Here is a 19,676-nt window from a genome sequence, read left to right on the forward strand (position 1 = left end):
TTTTATTTTTATCTTAAATCTTATGGAATATAAACTTATTGGTATATTATGGTAAAAATAAATTGATAGTTATTAATCTACTAAGTTTTTATAATCATATACTTCTATGGGTCAGATAGAAGAAACTAGATTAGATAAAGAATTTTTAGATTTGACTATAAATAAGTTAACAATATTACAAGAATTAGGTAAAAATTCTAGTTATAAAGATAAAGTTTATATACTAGATACATACTTTTAAAGTACAATAAATGCTATGAAAGAATTAGAAAATAATTTAAATAATAAAAATTACGTATTATATTATAGATTATAAAGGTACAGCTAGAATATGTATGAAAGAGTTAACAAAGACTTGTTCAAATGAAATTATATCAGGAAGTAAACAACAGATGACTATAAAAAATAATATTTTTAAATCATATACATATTTTTTATAATAGTGGTTAATATATAATTAAACAGTTAATAAAACTTAACTGTCAAACCAACACTTACTAGGCAAAAGCTAGATTATATCTAACCTTTTGATAGTATCTTTGGAAGTGATTGGGACTAGATATTTGAAAAAATATCATATTAAATATAATGAATCTACTAGATATCCTCGGTCTACTAGAGTGCAAATAGTTTTTGTCTAATACCCAAAGGTTAGAGTCCGAGCTATCTTGCAAACTATATTTAATAATAGTCATAGAGGATAAGGATGTAATCAATATTACTCCTTAAAAAAGCACTGAATTTGGAGTTTTAGGCTATCAAATCAGTGCTTTTTTTATTTGTATTTATAGTGTAAGAAAAATTATATTAATATTTGATTAAATAATAAGAATTTTATAAAAATTATTTTAGTTTTTGTCAGTTTTTTATGATAAAATTCGTATTAAATGTTGTAAAAGGTTTTTAGGGGGAGGGTGCAAGTTTGAAAGATAAATTGATAATTAAATATATCAAAAAATGTAATCAACGGGGAATGGAAATGTTAATAGACACTTACGGTGGTCTATTGGCATCAGTGATTCGTACACATCTTAATCCATTAATAGATTATGAGGAAGAATGTATAAGTGATGTGCTTTTTTTAATATGGGAAAATATTGATGGATTTAATAGTAAAGAAAGTACTTTTAAAAATTGGATCTGTGCAATAGCAAAATACAAAGCAATAGATTACAAAAGAAAATATATATCTAAAATAAATTTAGAAATAGATTCTAACACTTCATACATAGATATAAACTTAGCTAGATTAGAATTAGAAGAAGAAATAAATGAAATTTTAAACTGTCTAAATGATAAAGATAAAGAACTTTTTATTAGATACTATTTAAACGGATATAAGTTAGAAGAAATAGCCAAAGACACAAATACAAATGTAACTAATTTACATAGTAGATTGTCTAGAGGACGAAAAAAAATCCGCAAAAGTATTTTAAAATAGGAGGGTGAAATTATGATAGATAAGTTTAAAGTTTTCAATAAAATAAAAATAGATATAGATAAGTATAAAGAAGTGGAAGTTAATAATAATGAAGAATTAACAATAAAAATGCAAGATAGATTAAATTCATCAGAAAGAATAAAGAAAAAAATGAAAAAAATTAATATATTAATATCAACTATTGCATTAATATCAATAATAGTAGTAGGAATTGGAGTTATCAATCCTTCTTTAGCAGATAATATTATACAAAATATATCTGATTTTCAAACTATGTTAGATAAAATCAAGAAATCTGTTAATGATGAAGATGGTATTGAGTCTAATACAGAGATTTATCCTGAAAGAGAAAAAGAGAAGAAAAAAAACGAAAAAAATAAATTAATAGCAACTACTGTTAATGTATCAAGTAAAAGCAACGGTTTAAAAATCACTATAGATAAAGCAATGTATGATAAAAAGAAAATATACTTAGATATGACATTAAAAACAGATAAACCTATTAAAAAAAGTGAGTACATAAAAGCAATATCTGATTCGCCTTATGGAGATGGTGAAAAAAATATGTATTTAGATGATCTGAAAATGACTATAAACGAAATTGAACCAAACTCTTATTCCTATGGACCTGGAGTTATTGAATTTATTGATGAATACAGTGCTAAATTCACATGTTTAATAGAATTAGATCCTAATAATAGTATAGAAGATGCTAATTTTAAAATAACTTTTGGTATTCCTAAATATAAACATCCTAATTTTACAGGTAAGATTAAAGGAAGATGGTTTTTTGATTTTAATATAAAATCTGTAGATGACGGCAAAAAACATATAGAAGTTAATAAAAAAGATGGGGACTATATATTAAAAGGTGTAGATGTATCTAAGACTTATGTTGAGATTAAAATACAACTTCCTTTTCAACCATCTCTAGGTAATCCTCACAATAACTTTGTAATAGTTAAGGATGATAAAAAAAGAGAACTACAAATGTCTGTGGGTAGTGAAGGAGAAAACAAAATTTATACTCAAATAAATGAATTGGTTAATTTAGGTGAAATTCCAAAATACATTGATATTTTAGTATTAAAAAATCTTACTGATGAAGACCAAAACTCTAAAGCTTTATCTAGCTTTAGAGTTGATTTGGAATAAGTTAACTTTTATAAGTATAATTAAATTTAAATCATATGTATATTTTTTATAAGAATGGTTAATATATAATCAGATAGTTAATGAAAGTTAATTATCTACCAACACTTACTAGGCAAAAGCTAGATTATATCTAACCTTTTGATAGTATCTTTGGAAGTGATTGGGACTAGATATTTGAAAAAATATCATATTAAATATAATGAATCTACTAGATATCCTCGGTCTACTAGAGTGCAAATAGTTTTTGTCTAATACCAAAGGTTAGAGTCCGAGCTAGCTTGCAAACTATATTTAATAATAGTCATAGAGGATAAGGATGTAATTAATATTACTCCTTAAAAAAGCACTGAATTTGAAAGCATAGTCTATCAAATCAGTGCTTTTTTATTATAGGAAATATATATAATCTTAAAAATAATTCTAAAAAAGCGTAGTTAACTCTACGCTTTTATATAACAAATATTAAATATAAATAAAATCATATTGGTAATTATATAAGGTTTTAATTTTAAAAATTATTGTAAATTATAAAATGTATTTATATATGCTATCATTTGATCACCAAGATTTAAGTAATAGTATATATAAGTTAGATACTCAGAGTAAAATAGCTTAGATGCATCAAATTCATTATTTACAAGTGCATTTAATAAAGATAATTGCTGATTTAAGCTCATTTTGTAGGAATTTAGTAAGGCTTCAATTTGTTCTGAGAATAATAAGTCAGGTTGAGAATTAGCGTATTTTTTATCAAAGTCAGATAGTGATTTTTCTAAACCAGAAATTTCAGTTAAATAAAAATTTATTTGTTTTTGGATTTCCGTTGCATTATCTTTTGCATTGACTGTATTTATATTAATAGTACTTATATTTGATCTAATTCTTTTTGCTTCATTAAGGAAACTTACTAATTCATCTTTTCCTTGTAGATTTTTAAGCATTGGAGGAACTGTTGACCTAGATTGCTCTGCCAAAACTATAGAACTATTTGTTATTACAAATGAAAGTAATAATACAGCTATGAGTACATATTTTTTTTTCATTTTTATCTCCTTTCACACCTTAGTTATGTAGATATATTTTATCCTCTGCATTACAATTTATTCAATCATTATATATAGCTTACATTTGTAAAAATATAAAATAAATAATATAGTTTTTACAAGTAATATGCTATAATTTATATCCAAATAACTATAAAAATAGGAGATTAAAATATGTACAATATAGATGAAATCATATACGACTGTCCAGTAGAAGCCTTATCAACTATATTAGGCAAAAAATGGGTTGCTATAATAATATGGGAACTACAAAGTAACAAAATGAGATTTGGAGAATTACAAAGAGCTGTAGAGGGATGTACGAAAAAAATGTTAATTCAACAGTTAGATTTATTAATTAAACACAATATTGTAATAAATGATAAAAAAACATATAAAAACACAGTAGAGTCTACTTATTATTTAAGTGAATCAGGGTTAAAATTACTTCCTATAATGAAAAATATGATATATTGGAGTAACGAAAATCTTTCTTGTGATAATTAGATATAATAAATTCAAAAGAAGTATAAATTATTAGTGTATATGAGTTTTTTATTTGATTATGTATCTTTTATTATAAAATGCTAAATTTATGTAAATAATTTTAAAATGAGAAATAAAATAAGGAGCATAAATTATGGCAAGAAAAAAAGGAGTATCAACATTCATTAATCAAGTGGCAAAAGAATCAATAAAAGAACAAAAAAGAAAATCTAAAGAATCTGAACAACTAGAAAAAAGATACAAAAAAGAATTAGAAAAACAACAAAAAGAAGATTATATAAAAAGTAGATATGAAGAAGTAAATAAATTAAATTTATCAATAAACAACGAATTAGATGAGCTAAATAACTTAATCATAAATGGAATTAATGAATATAAGCCTATACCTATAAACGAGTTTATAAAAAAAGATATACAAGAATTTAAAATACCAAAAGAACTAAATATAGAGTATGCAAAGCCAATTAAACCTACAATAAGAAAAGCTAATATATTTGAAAAGTTATTTAGAGTTCATAAATTAAAATACAATGCCTATTTAAATGAACTAGAAACTAATTATGAAAAAGAATATAAATGGTATGAAGAAAATGAATTAAAAAGAAAAAATGAAATTAAAAACTTAAAAAAATCTCATGAATTAAAAGTCAGTGAAATAATAGCTATAAAAAAAGATTTATATATAAATGGAGATGTAGGTATGACAACCTCCTATAAAAAAGATCTACTAAATAATTCAAATTATCCATTTGAATTTAATAAAAATATAAATATTGGATACTGCAAAGATACTAAAAGGTTAGTAATAGATTACTTATTACCCCAAAAAGATATAGTCCAAAATGTGCATAGTTATAAGTACATGATTAAGCTAGACGAGATAAGAGAAGTACCAAGAAAAAATAAAGATATAAATAATATATACAACGAAGTAATATATTCAATAGCGCTTAGATCTATGGATGAAGTTTTTAAGTCAGATATATATAATAATATAGATAGTATTGTATTTAATGGATACATAGAAGACGTAGATTTATCTACAGGTCAAGATATAAAGCCTTATATAATATCATCAATGATAGATAAATATGATTTTAGAAAAATAGATTTAACAAGAGTAGATAAGTTAAAGTGTTTGAAAGAAACTATGCAAAGTAGAATAAATGTCAATTCAAATTTAGAACTTAAAAGCATTGTCCCTATATGTAAGTATGATTATTTAAATAATTCTATTGTAAGTAATGAAAGTATTAACTTACTAGAAGTTGATCCCTATGAGTTAGAAAGTCTAGTAACTATTTTATTTAGAAATATGGGTTATACAGTAGAAGAAACTAAAAAGTCACATGATGGAGGAATTGATTGTTTATTAAATCATAATGATCCTATATTAGGTGGAAAAGTTATAGGTCAAGTAAAGCGATATAAAAATAATATTGATATACCAAAGCTTAGAGAGTTTGAATCTGTGCTAAGAAACTCCGATGCTATGAAGGGGTTATTTATATCTACAAGTAACTTTAGTATGCAATGTGAAAAATTTGCAGCAGATAATAATATAACTCTTATAAATGGAAGAACCTTAGTTAAATATTTTAATGAATATGGTATTAACTCATATATACAAAACAAGTAAATACTCAAAAGAATACATGAAGAAAGTGAAAGTAATATTAGTTAAAAGATTGTAAAAATTAAATAATTTGCATAAAAAATGCCTAATGCTATTATAGCTTTAGGTATTTTATTTTATATTTGGAATAATTATTATGTTTAAACTTATAAAAAAAGTATATTAATATAATAGGGAAAATTACACCCAAAGAAAAGTAACAACAGAAGGAAAGGAATATTATGGAAGAATCAAAAATTATTAAAATGATATCAAATAATCCTAATATTATATCAACTATAAATAATCCAACAGAAGAAATGAAATTATTAGCGCTTGAAAAAAATGGACTTGTATTAGAATATATAAAAAATCCAACTACAAAGATGCAAGAGTTAGCAATGAGTAATAATATTAGAGCAATTAAATATATAAATAATCCAAGTGAAGAGATGATGATAAAAGCTGTAAACTCTGGATGGAGTTTATTAGAATATATAAAAAATCCAACGGAAAAGGTAATAAAATTAGCTATAAATCAATCTGGATGGGCTATACAATATGCTAAAAATCCAAGTGAAGAATTACAACTATTAGCAGTAAAAAAAAATTATGACGCAATAAAATATATAAAGGAGCCTTATGAAAGTGTACAAGAAGAAGCTGTAAAAATAAATTATAGAGCATTAAGAGATATAAGTTCACCAACGTTTAAAGTACAACTTATAGCCATTAAAAATGACGAAAAAGCTATAACTTTTATAGATGAATTAGATAAAGAAAAAATGCTAGCATTTTTAAAAGAAAATATCTTAGTAATTAAATATATTGTAAGGAAAATAACTAAAGAAGACTTAGAAGAAGTTTTAAAGGAAGTTTTATCAAAAGAAGATGTTGATGAAAAATACGTAAGAGATTTTTTAAATTGCAGTATCATAGATAGAAATAGTGATACTATGCAAATGGACAAGGTAATGTTTATTTATAAATATGGAAGTAAAAAAGCTAAAAGAATAGCTGTAGATGAAAAACTAAAAATGATATAGGAGAGAGAAAATGAATTTTATAGAGACATTAAAAAGCGTTGACTTAGTACTAGCTACTGGAGAAGTACCTTTAGTAGTTGGAGAAAGTGGAATTGGAAAAACTGCATTAGCAAAAAAACTAGCTTATGAAAATAATTGGAGTTTAATTGTTATTGATGGAAACTTACTTAAAGAAGGTGAAATAGGAGGTTTACCAACTGTAGAATCTTATGTAGTAAATAATTCTAATGGTGAAGAAACAGTAAAGAAAACAACAGTATATGCTGTTCATACTAAATTAAGAGAAATTGATGAAGAATTATCTAAAGGAAGAAATGTTCTTTTATTTATAGATGAAATAAACCGTTGTGAACATACAGTACAACAAGAACTTATGAACTTAATATTAAATAGAGAAATAAACGGATATAAGTTAAGTGATGAAGTAAAGATATTAGCTGCAATGAATCCATCAAGTAAGTATGGTTCAGATTTTGATTATCAAGTTGTAGATATGGATGCAGCTCAAGAAAATAGATTTGTTTGGTTAAATATGGAACCAGATCATAATCAATGGATAAAATGGGCAATAGACAAAGGACTTGAACAAAAAGTTATAGAGTTTATATCTACTTTCCCAGAATACTTACACAAAATAAATGAAGAAGATGTATCTGCAACTCCAAGAAGCTATGAAAGAGTTTCTAAAAGTTATAAAGTATACAAAGAACAAAAAGAATCAATACCAAAAGCTGTATTTTTAAATGTTATAAAAGGAAATGTAGGAAAAGTTATTGCAGAAGAATTTATAAGCTTTATTGAAGCAGATTATAGTCCATTAATATCTTATGAAGATGTTTTTTCTGGAGAAACTTTAAGTGAATCTGTTATAGAAAAAGTAAAAACTGAAAGTCATACAAGACTTTATTTAGCAGCAATGAATATTTTAAGAGATTTAGAATTAAATATTAAAAATGATAGCTATGATTCAAACTTTTATATAAATAGATTTGTACAATTTTTAAAAGAATATCCTATAGATCTAATGGTAGGAATTATGAAGGATATTAAAAATAGTTATAAAAAGGTATATGAAAAAGCTATAGAAAATGAAGAATTTGTTAAAGCTTACTTTGAATCTTATAGCTCAATAAGGGGATAGTATATGGAAACTTATTTTGATAAACAAAAAAGAGAGCTTTATGATAAAGCGGAAAAAATTATTAACGCTTATGCTATGTTAAAAGCAAATCGCAAGGGTGAGAAATTTGAAATAGATATACCACAAGATTTCAAAAATGAGTTTTTTAGTTTAGTAGATAAAGTTAACTTAAGTCTTATGGAAGACAAAGATAACTTTTATGGATATTTTCTATTTCAAACATCAAGAGAAATAAGATTTGATATAAGTAGTCCTACAGCTATAAACTTTAAAGGTGCTAAGTATGTTATATACTTTAATCCAATAATTTTTCTAGACCTTAACATGAGACAAATGGAAAGTACAATCAAGCATGAAATTCTTCATGTAATATCTATGCATTTAGTAAGAGCAAAAGAATTAAAAGGTAAATACAGTACCTTAGCTATTAACATGGCAATGGATATAGTAGTAAATAAATATTTAAATAATTTACCACCATATGCTACTACTTTAGAAAGTGTAAATATAGCATATAATTTAAAACTTGAGCCTTATGAGCCTTTTGAATACTATGTAGAAAAAATTCAAACTGAATTAGATTTACAAGAAGATGATGAAGAAGGCGAAGAAGATGATACTCGTCAATCTGATGATATAGAAACTGAGTACAATCCAGAAAAAACTCATGATATTTGGGATGATTTTAGTGATATAGATGAAAAAACTCTTAAAGAGTTTACAGAAAAAGCTATTAACAATTCTCAAAAAGGTAAAATTCCAGAATATTTAGATGGTATGATAGCATCACTTAAAAATAGTAAAGGAGAATTACCTTGGAACTTATACTTAAGTAGATTAATGGGAACAGTTGAAAGTAATAAAAAGAAAACTATAACAAGAAGAAATAGAAGACAACCAAATAGATTAGATTTAAGAGGTCAGTTAAGATCACATAAAGCAGAAATAGCTGTTGCACTTGATATAAGTGGAAGTATTAGTGATGAAGAATTTAAACAAGCTATTAAGGAAGTACTTAATATAGTAAAAAATTATAATCATGAAATCACTATTATAGAATGTGATAATGAAATTAGACGTGTGTATAAAGTCAAATCTGTAAAGGATATAAAAGAAAGACTTAAAAGAAGAGGTTCAACTAAATTTAGCCCAGTTTTTGAATATGCTAATAATAAAAAGATTAATTTATTGGTATATTTTACTGATGGTAAAGGAGAAGACAAGTTACAAGTTATACCTAGAGGTTATAAAATTTTATGGGTTATCTCTGGAAGAGGAGACAAACTTTCATTAAGAGAGTCTTATGGAGCAGTTAAAAAACTTAGTAAGGTTAAAATAAAAGAAGATACATTAGATATGAGTGATGTTAGAAGTGATGGTTACTCAATGAACAATCAAGCCCCAATTTTATAATGAATTTTAAAAGATCATGTTGAAAAATATTCAACATGGTCTTTTTTATATTTATTAAAAAATAAAAATTTAAATTAAATTTAAAATATTTTTATAAATATATATAATAAATTTTCAAAATTGATTATATATAAATGTGAAAATTTAAAATAAGGGTTTTAAATATAGTAAAACACATAGTTTAACAAGTATTGCAATTGAGAATAATGTGTGTTAATATTAATTCTGTCTAAAAATGTCGAATCAAAATAAGCAGATTATTAATAATGAATCTGCAAACGATTTTGAAAAAAGACTAAGATGAAAAAAGAATAAAAGAGGTGTCAACATGGAAAATTCACTTAGTACTTCAAAGGAGATGAATGAGGTACAAATAAAAAAAGCAGTACCTGCAGTATTGGCCTTAATGATTTTCGCGCTAGTTATAGACAATTCATTTAAAATCATTTCTGCAGACTTAGCAAGTGCTTTTAATTTATCAGCTACTGCAGTTAGTTGGCAAGTAACTTTAGCTGGATTAGTTATTGGTATTGGAGCAATTGTATATGCTTCTTTAGCAGATTCAATAAGCATTAGAAGTTTACTAGTATTAGGAATTATATTAATTTGTATTGGATCACTATTAGGATTTATTTTTCAAAAATCATTTTTTATGATAATCGTTTCAAGAATAATTCAAGCAGCAGGATTAGGAAGTGCAGAAACTTTATATGTAATATTTGTTGCAAAATACTTTAAAGATAGTGAACAAAAGAAATATTTAGGATTTAGTACAAGTAGTTTTGCTATATCACAAGTAATTGGTACTCTTACAGGTGGATATATATCAACATACTTACATTGGACAGTATTATTTTTAATTCCATTATTAACTTTATTAATACTACCTTTTATATTAAAGTATATTCCTAAAGAAAAAGCTACAGGTAAAGGTATTGATTTTGTAGGATTTATATTAGTTTCAGCAGTTTCAGCATCATTAATGCTTTTTGTTTCAGGATTTGAATGGATGTATTTAGTAGCTTTAATAATTGCACTTGTATTATTTATTACATATATAAGTAAAAATAAAAAAGCTTTTATTAGTATTGAATTTTTTAAAAACAGAAATTTTATATCAGTACTACTTGTAGCTTTTGTTATATATAGTGTTCAACTTGCATTTATATTTATGTTCCCATTCTTAATTGAATATATATACAATTATAGATTAGATCAAGTTTCACTACTTTTAGTTCCATCTTATGTTTTAGCAGCTATTGTAGGAGCAATGTCTGGAAATGTTGCAAAAAGATTTGGAAGTAAGCAATGTATTCAAATGGCTATAATAGGTATAATAATAAGTCTTATTTTTGGTAGTTTATTTATACAAACATCAGTATATGTATTTGTTTTTGTAATGATATTATTTTCTAGTTCATTTGCATTTATGTATGCTCCTATGATTGATACATTGATAAAAACAATACCTAAAGAAAACTCAGGAACTGCTATTGGTTTTTATAATTTTTGTTTAAACATAGCTACATCAATTGGTATAACATATGTAGCAGTACTTATGGAAGCTAAGCCTTTAGGGAAAAATATTACAGGTCTTTTTAATAATGAAATATGCATACAATATAGCAATGTGCTAATTGTATTAGCAATTATTTCTGCAGTAGCATTTGTATTATACTGGAGTTTAATTGGAAGAAGAGAAAAAGCTGAAAATAAATAATAAAAAACTTTTTTGATTTTTATAATTAAATAAATAATAATATAAATTATATTTGATAAATTTCACGAAAAGATATTGACATTACTTTGTGTCAATATCTTTTTTTGTATACAAATGTTTTATATATAGAAAAAATAAATACTACTAAGGTCAAGTATTTATTTTTTCTATATATATTGGAGAATTGCAGAAATTATGATAAAATTGTCGATAGCAAATTTCGTAAAAAGAAGTCTTTTAGATTTGTTTTTTGAATATTATTTTCTATTAATTCAAAAAATAGAGAATAATTTTAAACTGCGATACAGTATAATTATTTTAAGCTGATGAAAAAATGACGGAGGATGATTATGAAAAGAAGATTAATTAGTGCACTAGTTGGTATCACGATGGTAGCAACAATGGTAGTAGGATGTAGCAAGCCTTCGGACGATTCTCAAAAAACGACTGGAGAAAAGTCAAATGTAAAGGCAGAGCAAGTAGACACTAAAAAAGTGTTTGTTTCACCAGCGTGGGTACAAAGTGTAATAGATGGAAATCAACCAGAATCTAAAAATTATACTATATTAGAAGCTTCATGGGGAACTTATAAAGACAGTCCAACTTACAAAAAAGGGCATATTCCTGGAGCTTTACATGTAGATACTTCAAGTGTAGAATCTGAACCTATTTGGAATATATCAGATCCTAAAGTAGTTGAAAAAGGTATGTTAGATTTAGGAGTAACAAAAGATAAAACTGTTATTATATATGGAAATGATATTTCAGCGGCGAGTAGAGTGGCATATGCATATCTTTGGGCAGGGGTTGACAATGTAAAAGTTCTAAACGGAGGAATTGATGCATGGAAAAAAGCTGGTTATAAAACAGAAACTACAGTAGAAAAAGCAACACCAGCAAAAGATTTTGGTACAACTGTTCCAGCACATCCAGAATATTTGATGTCAATAGAAACAGTTCAAGATAAATTAAAAAATGATAAAAATTTCCGTTTAGTAAGTATAAGAAGTAAAGCAGAGTTTGATGGTAAGACAAGTGGATACAGCTATATTGATAGAGCTGGTGAACCTAAGGGTGCAGTTTGGGGACATGCAGGAAGTGACCCATACAATATGCAAGACTATTTACATAAAGATGGAACTATTATAACTGCTAATGAAATGGAAAAATTATGGTCAGATTCTAATTTTAATAAGAGTAATGAACTTTCATTCTATTGCGGAACTGGTTGGAGAGCTGCAGTTCCTTGGCTAATTGCATATGATGCAGGATGGGAAGGAATGACTGTTTATGATGGAGGTTGGAATGAATGGCAAATGAATAATAACCTTCCTGTACAAGTAGGAGATCCAAATAGCGGGAACTGTCAATATACTACAGTAGGCAAATTACCAACAGATAAAGCAGCAAAATAAATTATATAAAATAAGCACTGTAATAATTACAGTGCTTATCTTAAATTATAGACAAAGAGGTTGATGTAATATGCAAAAAGCAAAAAAAATATGTTATGCACTAACTACTATATTAGAATGCTTGCTATTAATTGGAGCATATATGGTAAATTACTTTACCCAAAGTAAAATGGGAATGCTACGACATGTTATACATAAAAATTATGTTTGGGAAGAAAAATATCCTATAGCAAATATAATAAATACCACTATAATAACGTTTATTATACTGATGTTAATAGTATTAATACTTTATATGAAAAGAAGGCTAATGTTAAAAAATATAGTTACTATTATGGTTATTACTATGATTATATTTGTACTTTCTTTTGTAGGATTTATGTTAATGTATTCAGCAGAAGAAATAAGAGCATTTTATTATATGAGTTTTATAATTGGAATAACAGTTCTTATACAGATTATAAAAACATTTATTAGCGTTTTAGTATGTAAAAAATAAACTATATTAAAAAATTAAATTATACAACGAGTAGTTTTGATAATGTAAGTTCAGTTGTCAAAACTACTTTTTTATTTTATCAAGGATGATGATAGGAAAAGAAATGGGGAATTTTAGGTAATACTTAAATAAGGTACTTTCATATAATTTAAATAATATATTTTATGATATAATCGTAATGTATATTAAATTTAACATAAAATATAAGGGAGAGAAAAATATGAAAGTATTATTAGTAAATGGAAGTCCTCATTTAAAAGGATGTACTTATACAGCACTTACAGAAGTAGCTAAATCATTAGAAGAAAATGGAATAGAAACAGAAATATTTCAAGTAGGAACGAAACCAATTTGTGGATGTATAGGATGTGGTTCATGCTATAAGACTGAGAAATGCTTTATGGATGATGTAGTAAATGAATTTACAGAGAAAGCAAAAGAAGCCGATGGATTTGTATTTGGATCACCAGTTCACTATGCAGCAGCATCTGGTGCGTTAACTTCATTTTTAGATAGAGCATTTTATAGTGGAGGAAAACATCTTTCATATAAACCAGGAGCATGTATAATAAGTGCTAGAAGAGGTGGAACTACTGCAACTTTTGATCAAATAAATAAGTATTTTACAATAAATAATATGCCAGTGGTAAGTTCTCAATACTGGAATATGGTTCATGGAAGCAATCCAGATGAGGTTAGAAAAGATTTAGAAGGTATGCAAACTATGCGTGTTTTAGGTAATAATATGGCATGGTTAATGAAATGTATTGAATTAGGAAAAGCAAATGGTATAAATATACCTGAAAAAGAAGATAGATTAAGAACTAATTTTATTAGATAAAAATTAAAATAGTTCAAAAGAAGGTATTTGATGAATAATCAATACCTTTTTTATTTAGTCATAATATTTTGATTTATGTATATAGTACTAGAAAAAGGAATTAAAACTTTGCATAGTAAATTATTTTTTGATTTATGTAAATATAGTCATTATCTATATTTAATATTATAAAAATTGATAATGACTATATTTATATTGTGAAAACTGAAAAAAATATATACAATATAGATATAAAAAAGATTTATTATTTCTAATAATATCAATTCAAACTACACTTACTAAGTTAAACTATAGATAAGATAACTTAGGCATAGATTCATAAGTAAACTCGTCAAATAAGTCCATTAAGTTATAGAATATTAGTTTTATGCTATCACGGAATTTTTCATATAAGTAATTTTATTATATAAAATCTATAATAAAATTTGAAAAATTCTTTGATATAAATATAGGTTAGACTGAGTATTTAAATTAAAAAACTTAGTCATACTAGATTCAATAACGAGGGGGGAGTTTGCGATGGAAGTAATATCAAAAATTGTAGATGCTGTAAATGGTATCTTATGGGATAAAAATATCCTATTATTTTTACTTGTAGGAACAGGCATATGGTACACAATTCAATTAAAATTTATTCAAATTAGAGGTTTTGGAGAAGGATTCAGAAGAACTTTTGGAGGACTATTTAAAAAGAGTGAAAAAGCTGGTGCAGATGGAATGTCACAGTTTCAATCATTAGCTACAGCAATAGCTGCACAAGTTGGTACTGGTAACTTAGCAGGAGCAGCTACAGCAATTGCAGTTGGAGGGCCTGGAGCAATATTTTGGATGTGGGTTAGTGCCTTCTTTGGTATGGCAACAATTTATGCAGAAGCTGTAATGGCACAAAAGTATAAGCAAGTTGGCGAAGATAAAACAGTAACAGGTGGTCCAGTTTATTATATAGAAGGAGCATTTAAAGGTAAATTTGGTAAGATTTTAGCAAGTTTATTTGCAGTATTTATTATACTAGCTTTAGGATTTATGGGAAATGCAGTACAATCAAATTCTATTGCAGCTGCATTTGACACTGCATTTGGTATAAAACCAATTATAGCTGGTATTATATTAGCAGTATTATCATTTGTAGTATTTTCAGGTGGTATTAGTAGAATAGCTAAAGTTACAGAAACAATTGTACCTATCATGGCATTATTTTATATTATAGGGTCTTTAATTGTTATACTAGTTAACTTTAGAAATATTCCTTTAGCATTCCAAGAAATATTTGTAGGAGCATTTGCACCTCAGTCAATAGCAGGTGGGGTTATTGGAGCTACTATCCAAAAGGCTATGAGTAAAGGGGTTGCACGTGGATTATTTTCAAATGAAGCTGGGATGGGATCTACACCACATGCCCATGCAGTGGCAAAGGTTGATCATCCATCAGAACAAGGATTTGTTGCTATGATGGGAGTATTTATAGATACTTTTGTTATACTAAATTTAACAGCTTTAGTTATTATTACTACTCGTTCAGTAACTCCAGATGGTTCTATTATAGGTACTGCACTTACTCAAGCAGGATTTTCGTCAGTGTTTGGTAAGTTTGGAGATATATTCATAGCTATTTGTATGTTCTTCTTTGCATTTTCTACTATTATTGGATGGTATTTCTTTGGAGAGGCGAATATAAAATATCTATTTGGAGCAAAGGCTGTTAAGATATATGCAGTACTTGTATGTGTTTGTGTATTACTTGGAACGTTGGGAGAAGTATCTATTGTATGGACAATGTCAGATATGTTTAATGGTCTTATGGTTATTCCTAACTTAGTTGCATTATTAGCTCTTACTGGAACTGTTAAGGCTGTTCATAATGAGTATATTAAAAAAAATGGGGGAATAAGCTCTAAGGGTAAAAAGAAGAATCCTACAGCTTAGACGTTAAAATAGTTAGATAATAAATAAAAAGAGTAAATATAAATTTATATTTACTCTTTTTATTTATTATATTCGATAAATGATTTATTACCAGAATGATTTTACAATATATTAGCAATGGAAGAAAAACCAGAAATAAATCCATTAGTAAAATCAATTGAAGCAGGAATAAGAATACCTAATAAAAGTGAAGCAATTCCTAACTTTTGTATTGAAGTTAAATTTTTAAAATTTTTAATAAATACAAATAACACAACAATTGCTCCTAAAACACTACAAAAATCTCCTATATCATGTAAAATACTCATAATACTACCTACCTTTCTAACTATATTGTAGAACAATACAAATAAGCAACTTTGTTTAATTAGATTTAATTGATTTTACAACAAAATATTATATGTTGATAAAACTCTTTAAAATTATCTATAATATATAAACTTAGTATACTCAATAATCTACACTTGAAATTATAACATAATAGTTAGAAATTGTACGAAATCTGGACTGAAATGGTTTTATTATGGATTAAAGTATAAAAATAGTCAAAATTCAATATAAAACTTAAATTTTATTCAGGTACTATAACAACGGTACATTTTGATTTTTTAACTACATATAAAGTTACAGATCCTATTGAATCTATAAAATTTTTCTTTGTTGACTTAGTCATAACTATTAAATCAAAATTATCTTCTATTGATTTTTTTATAATTTCTTGACCTGCATCACCAAATACAGAATATGTAGTTACTTCATATCCTGATAACTTATTTTTTAAACTTTTTAACATATAATCTATTTTTTCTTGTGATTCTCTTATTTTTATATCTATAATCATTGGGTTTGTTAAATTGGTTAAACTAACATCATTAACACTCATTAAGGTTATGTTAGCCATATCTTTAGAAAATTTACTTAAAACAAAATCTAAGGACTTTTGACTTCTATCACTTCCATCAATAGGAATTAAAATTTTTTGCATATGATCACATCCTTTTATTTAAATTTTACCATACTGTGAAATCGTATTCAATGATTTTTATATAGTATTAACTTGATTTACTTAGTCAGTTTTATAATTTATATTATTACTTATATTAGAATATTAAAGAATAAAAATAAAAAAATGTTATTGACAAAATGTAAATATATGTATATATTATTAATAACAAATTATTAGCACTCTATCAAAGAGAGTGATAACAAAGATGGATTTTAAATTTTACTATTTAAAATAGTTAACATAAAACTGAATATTGGAGGTATTTTAATATGAACATAGAGAAAATGACAGTAAGAGTACAAAAAGGCTTAAATCAAGCTTATGATATAGCAGTAAAAAACAATAATCAGCAAGTAGATGTAATCCACTTATTAAGTGCACTTGTAAATCAAGAAGATGGACTTATTCCAAATATATTAGAAAAAATGAATATATCTGTAGCATCATTAAATAATAGTATAAATATAGAATTAAATAAATTACCACAAATACATGGTGAAGGAATAAGCTCACAAGGTGTAACAGCTACAAGAAAAGTAAATGAAATATTAATAAAAGCTGAAGAAATATCTAAGGAGTTTAAAGATGCATACATAAGTGTAGAACATGTTATGCTTGCAATGATGGAAATAGAAGCTAAAACTAATGTAGGAAAAATATTTAAACAATTTAATTTAAATAAAAATGACTTTTTAAATGTCTTATCAAAGGTTAGAGGAAGTCAAAGAGTTGAAACTAATGACCCAGAAGGAACATATGAAGCATTAGAAAGATATGCTACTAACTTAGTAGAATTAGCTAAAAAGAATAAATTAGATCCTGTAATAGGAAGAGATGAAGAAATAAGAAGAGTTATAAGAATTTTATCAAGAAGAACTAAAAATAACCCCGTTTTAATTGGTGAGCCTGGAGTTGGTAAAACAGCAATAGTTGAAGGATTAGCTGAAAGAATAGTCAGAGGAGATGTTCCCGAAGGATTAAAAGATAAGGTAATATTCTCACTAGATATGGGAGCTTTAATTGCAGGAGCTAAATATAGAGGAGAATTTGAAGAAAGATTAAAAGCAGTACTTAAAGAAGTTCAAGGTTCTGAAGGTAAGATAATACTATTTATAGATGAGATACACACAATAGTTGGCGCTGGAAAAACTGATGGAGCGATGGATGCAGGTAACTTAATAAAACCTATGCTAGCAAGAGGAGAACTAAACTGTATAGGTGCGACTACATTTGATGAATATAGACAATATATAGAAAAAGACAAAGCGCTTGAAAGACGTTTCCAACCAGTTATGGCAGAAGAACCTAGCGTAAGTGATACAATATCAATACTTCGTGGTCTTAAAGAAAGATTTGAAATACATCATGGTATAAGAATACACGATAGTGCAATAGTTGCAGCAGCAAAACTTTCAGATAGATATATACAAGATAGATTTTTACCAGATAAAGCAATAGACTTAATAGACGAAGCTGGAGCTATGATAAGAAGTGAAATAGATTCTCTTCCTACAGAATTAGATATTGTTAGAAGAAAGTTATTAACATTAGAAACAGAAAGAGAAGCACTACTTAAAGAAAATGATGAGAAAAGTAAACAAAGACTTGAAAACTTAGGTAAAGAATTAGCTGAGTTAAAATCTAAGAACGATGAAATGACTGCTAAGTATGAAAAAGAAAAAAGTCAAATATTAGAAATTAGAAACTTAAAAGCGAATCTTGATGAAGCTAAAGGTAATGTAGAAAAATATGAAAGAGAATATGATTTTAATAAAGCAGCAGAAGTTAAATACGGTATAATACCAAAATTAGAAGAACAAATAAAAGAACATGAAGAAAAAATTAGTGAAAGTTATGAAAATGCTTTATTAAAAGAAGAAGTTACTGAAAATGAAATATCTCAAATAGTTGCTAAATGGACAGGAATACCAGTTACTAAGCTTATAGAAGGAGAAAGAGAAAAATTATTAAAATTAGAAGATGAACTTCACAAAAGAGTAATTGGTCAAGATGAAGCAGTAACTGCTGTAAGTAATGCAGTAATTCGTGCTCGTGCAGGACTTAAAGATGAGAATAAGCCAATAGGTTCATTTATATTCTTAGGACCTACAGGAGTTGGTAAAACAGAACTTGCAAAAACTTTAGCTAACAACTTATTTGATAGTGAAGAAAATATAATAAGAATAGACATGTCTGAATATATGGAAAAACATGCAGTATCTAGACTTATAGGACCACCTCCAGGATACGTAGGATACGAAGAAGGTGGACAACTAACAGAAGCTGTTAGAAGAAATCCATATTCTGTAATATTATTTGACGAGATAGAAAAAGCACATGAAGATGTATTTAACTTATTCCTTCAAATATTAGATGATGGAAGACTTACTGATAATAAAGGTAAAACAGTAGATTTTAAAAATACTATAATAATAATGACTTCAAATATAGGTAGTTCATACTTATTAGAAGCTGGTGAGAATATAAATGATGAAGCTAAAGAGTTAGTTATGAATGAAATGAAAATAAGATTTAAGCCAGAGTTTTTAAATAGAGTTGATGATATTATAATGTTTAAACCATTAGATAAAGAGGGAATCAAGCAAATAATAGATATATTTATGAAGTCTTTAAAAAATAGATTACATGATAAAGATATAAAAATTGAAGTTACAGATAGTGCAAAAGACATAATGGTTAAAGAAGGTTACGACCCGATTTATGGAGCAAGACCATTAAAAAGATATATAAGCAATGTATTGGAGACTATGATAGCTAAAAAGTTAATAGCTGGTGATATATATAATGGATGTACTATAATAGTAGATGAGGAAAATGATAATATAAAAATATCTGTAAAGTAAGATTTAAAATAGAATATTAATTTAGTTTAAAAGTACTATCTGAATTT

17 protein-coding genes are annotated in these 19,676 nt (G+C 26.2%); 14 read left to right on the top strand and 3 right to left on the bottom strand.

Annotated features, from left to right (window positions below):
- Positions 1 to 106 precede the first annotated feature (106 nt).
- From H8891_RS15440 to H8891_RS04450, 3 genes are all read left to right on the top strand, one after another.
- Entirely contained in the window at positions 107 to 241 is a 135-nt protein-coding gene (locus H8891_RS15440) for a hypothetical protein (protein ID WP_276510607.1), read from the top strand.
- Between the two features lie 681 nt (positions 242 to 922).
- Positions 923 to 1,441 (top strand): sigma-70 family RNA polymerase sigma factor, encoded by a 519-nt coding sequence (locus H8891_RS04445; RefSeq protein ID WP_187005360.1) that lies wholly within the window; start codon positions 923 to 925, stop codon positions 1,439 to 1,441.
- A 12-nt stretch (positions 1,442 to 1,453) separates the two neighbouring features.
- Complete coding sequence (locus H8891_RS04450; RefSeq protein WP_187005361.1) at positions 1,454 to 2,596, top strand: DUF4179 domain-containing protein; 1,143 nt, start codon at positions 1,454 to 1,456, stop codon at positions 2,594 to 2,596.
- A 515-nt stretch (positions 2,597 to 3,111) separates the two neighbouring features.
- Here H8891_RS04450 and H8891_RS04455 read toward each other — a convergent pair.
- On the bottom strand, positions 3,112 to 3,639 hold the full coding sequence (locus H8891_RS04455) for a hypothetical protein (protein WP_187005362.1): 528 nt from the start codon (positions 3,637 to 3,639) through the stop codon (positions 3,112 to 3,114).
- A gap of 174 nt (positions 3,640 to 3,813) precedes the next feature.
- Here H8891_RS04455 and H8891_RS04460 point away from each other — a divergent pair, with 174 nt between their 5' ends.
- From H8891_RS04460 to H8891_RS04505, 10 genes are all read left to right on the top strand, one after another.
- On the top strand, positions 3,814 to 4,146 hold the full coding sequence (locus H8891_RS04460; protein WP_187005363.1) for a winged helix-turn-helix transcriptional regulator: 333 nt from the start codon (positions 3,814 to 3,816) through the stop codon (positions 4,144 to 4,146).
- A 133-nt stretch (positions 4,147 to 4,279) separates the two neighbouring features.
- A complete protein-coding gene (locus H8891_RS04465; protein WP_187005364.1) occupies positions 4,280 to 5,785 on the top strand; it encodes a restriction endonuclease in 1,506 nt (501 codons plus the stop codon).
- Positions 5,786 to 6,003: 218 nt separating this feature from the next.
- Positions 6,004 to 6,807: a hypothetical protein gene (locus tag H8891_RS04470; protein WP_187005365.1), complete on the top strand. Its 804-nt coding sequence runs from the start codon at positions 6,004 to 6,006 to the stop codon at positions 6,805 to 6,807.
- A 10-nt stretch (positions 6,808 to 6,817) separates the two neighbouring features.
- Positions 6,818 to 7,948, top strand: coding sequence for an ATP-binding protein (locus tag H8891_RS04475; protein ID WP_187005366.1), 1,131 nt, complete (start codon positions 6,818 to 6,820; stop codon positions 7,946 to 7,948).
- Between the two features lie 3 nt (positions 7,949 to 7,951).
- The gene (locus H8891_RS04480) at positions 7,952 to 9,361 is read left to right on the top strand and encodes a vWA domain-containing protein (RefSeq protein WP_187005367.1); all 1,410 of its coding nucleotides are present in this window, start codon (positions 7,952 to 7,954) and stop codon (positions 9,359 to 9,361) included.
- Positions 9,362 to 9,719: 358 nt separating this feature from the next.
- On the top strand, positions 9,720 to 11,081 hold the full coding sequence (locus H8891_RS04485) for an MFS transporter (RefSeq protein WP_408637160.1): 1,362 nt from the start codon (positions 9,720 to 9,722) through the stop codon (positions 11,079 to 11,081).
- A gap of 350 nt (positions 11,082 to 11,431) precedes the next feature.
- A complete protein-coding gene (locus tag H8891_RS04490; protein ID WP_187005369.1) occupies positions 11,432 to 12,496 on the top strand; it encodes a sulfurtransferase in 1,065 nt (354 codons plus the stop codon).
- Between the two features lie 70 nt (positions 12,497 to 12,566).
- Positions 12,567 to 12,995, top strand: a complete 429-nt coding sequence (locus H8891_RS04495) for a hypothetical protein (RefSeq protein WP_187005370.1) — start codon at positions 12,567 to 12,569, stop codon at positions 12,993 to 12,995.
- 220 nt (positions 12,996 to 13,215) lie between these two features.
- On the top strand, positions 13,216 to 13,836 hold the full coding sequence (locus H8891_RS04500; protein WP_187005371.1) for a flavodoxin family protein: 621 nt from the start codon (positions 13,216 to 13,218) through the stop codon (positions 13,834 to 13,836).
- 519 nt (positions 13,837 to 14,355) lie between these two features.
- Complete coding sequence (locus H8891_RS04505) at positions 14,356 to 15,759, top strand: alanine/glycine:cation symporter family protein (protein WP_187005372.1); 1,404 nt, start codon at positions 14,356 to 14,358, stop codon at positions 15,757 to 15,759.
- Between the two features lie 101 nt (positions 15,760 to 15,860).
- Here H8891_RS04505 and H8891_RS04510 read toward each other — a convergent pair whose 3' ends face one another.
- Positions 15,861 to 16,067 (bottom strand): hypothetical protein, encoded by a 207-nt coding sequence (locus H8891_RS04510; protein ID WP_187005373.1) that lies wholly within the window; start codon positions 16,065 to 16,067, stop codon positions 15,861 to 15,863.
- Positions 16,068 to 16,330: 263 nt separating this feature from the next.
- On the bottom strand, positions 16,331 to 16,744 hold the full coding sequence (locus H8891_RS04515) for a universal stress protein (protein ID WP_187005374.1): 414 nt from the start codon (positions 16,742 to 16,744) through the stop codon (positions 16,331 to 16,333).
- Positions 16,745 to 17,034: 290 nt separating this feature from the next.
- Here H8891_RS04515 and clpB point away from each other — a divergent pair, with 290 nt between their 5' ends.
- Positions 17,035 to 19,629 carry an ATP-dependent chaperone ClpB gene (clpB, locus tag H8891_RS04520; protein ID WP_187005375.1) on the top strand — a complete coding sequence of 865 codons (2,595 nt, stop codon included), beginning with the start codon at positions 17,035 to 17,037 and terminating at the stop codon, positions 19,627 to 19,629.
- Positions 19,630 to 19,676 lie beyond the last annotated feature (47 nt).

It is taken from the genome of Paeniclostridium hominis (genome assembly GCF_014306135.1).
GTDB lineage: Bacteria > Bacillota > Clostridia > Peptostreptococcales > Peptostreptococcaceae > Paraclostridium > Paraclostridium hominis.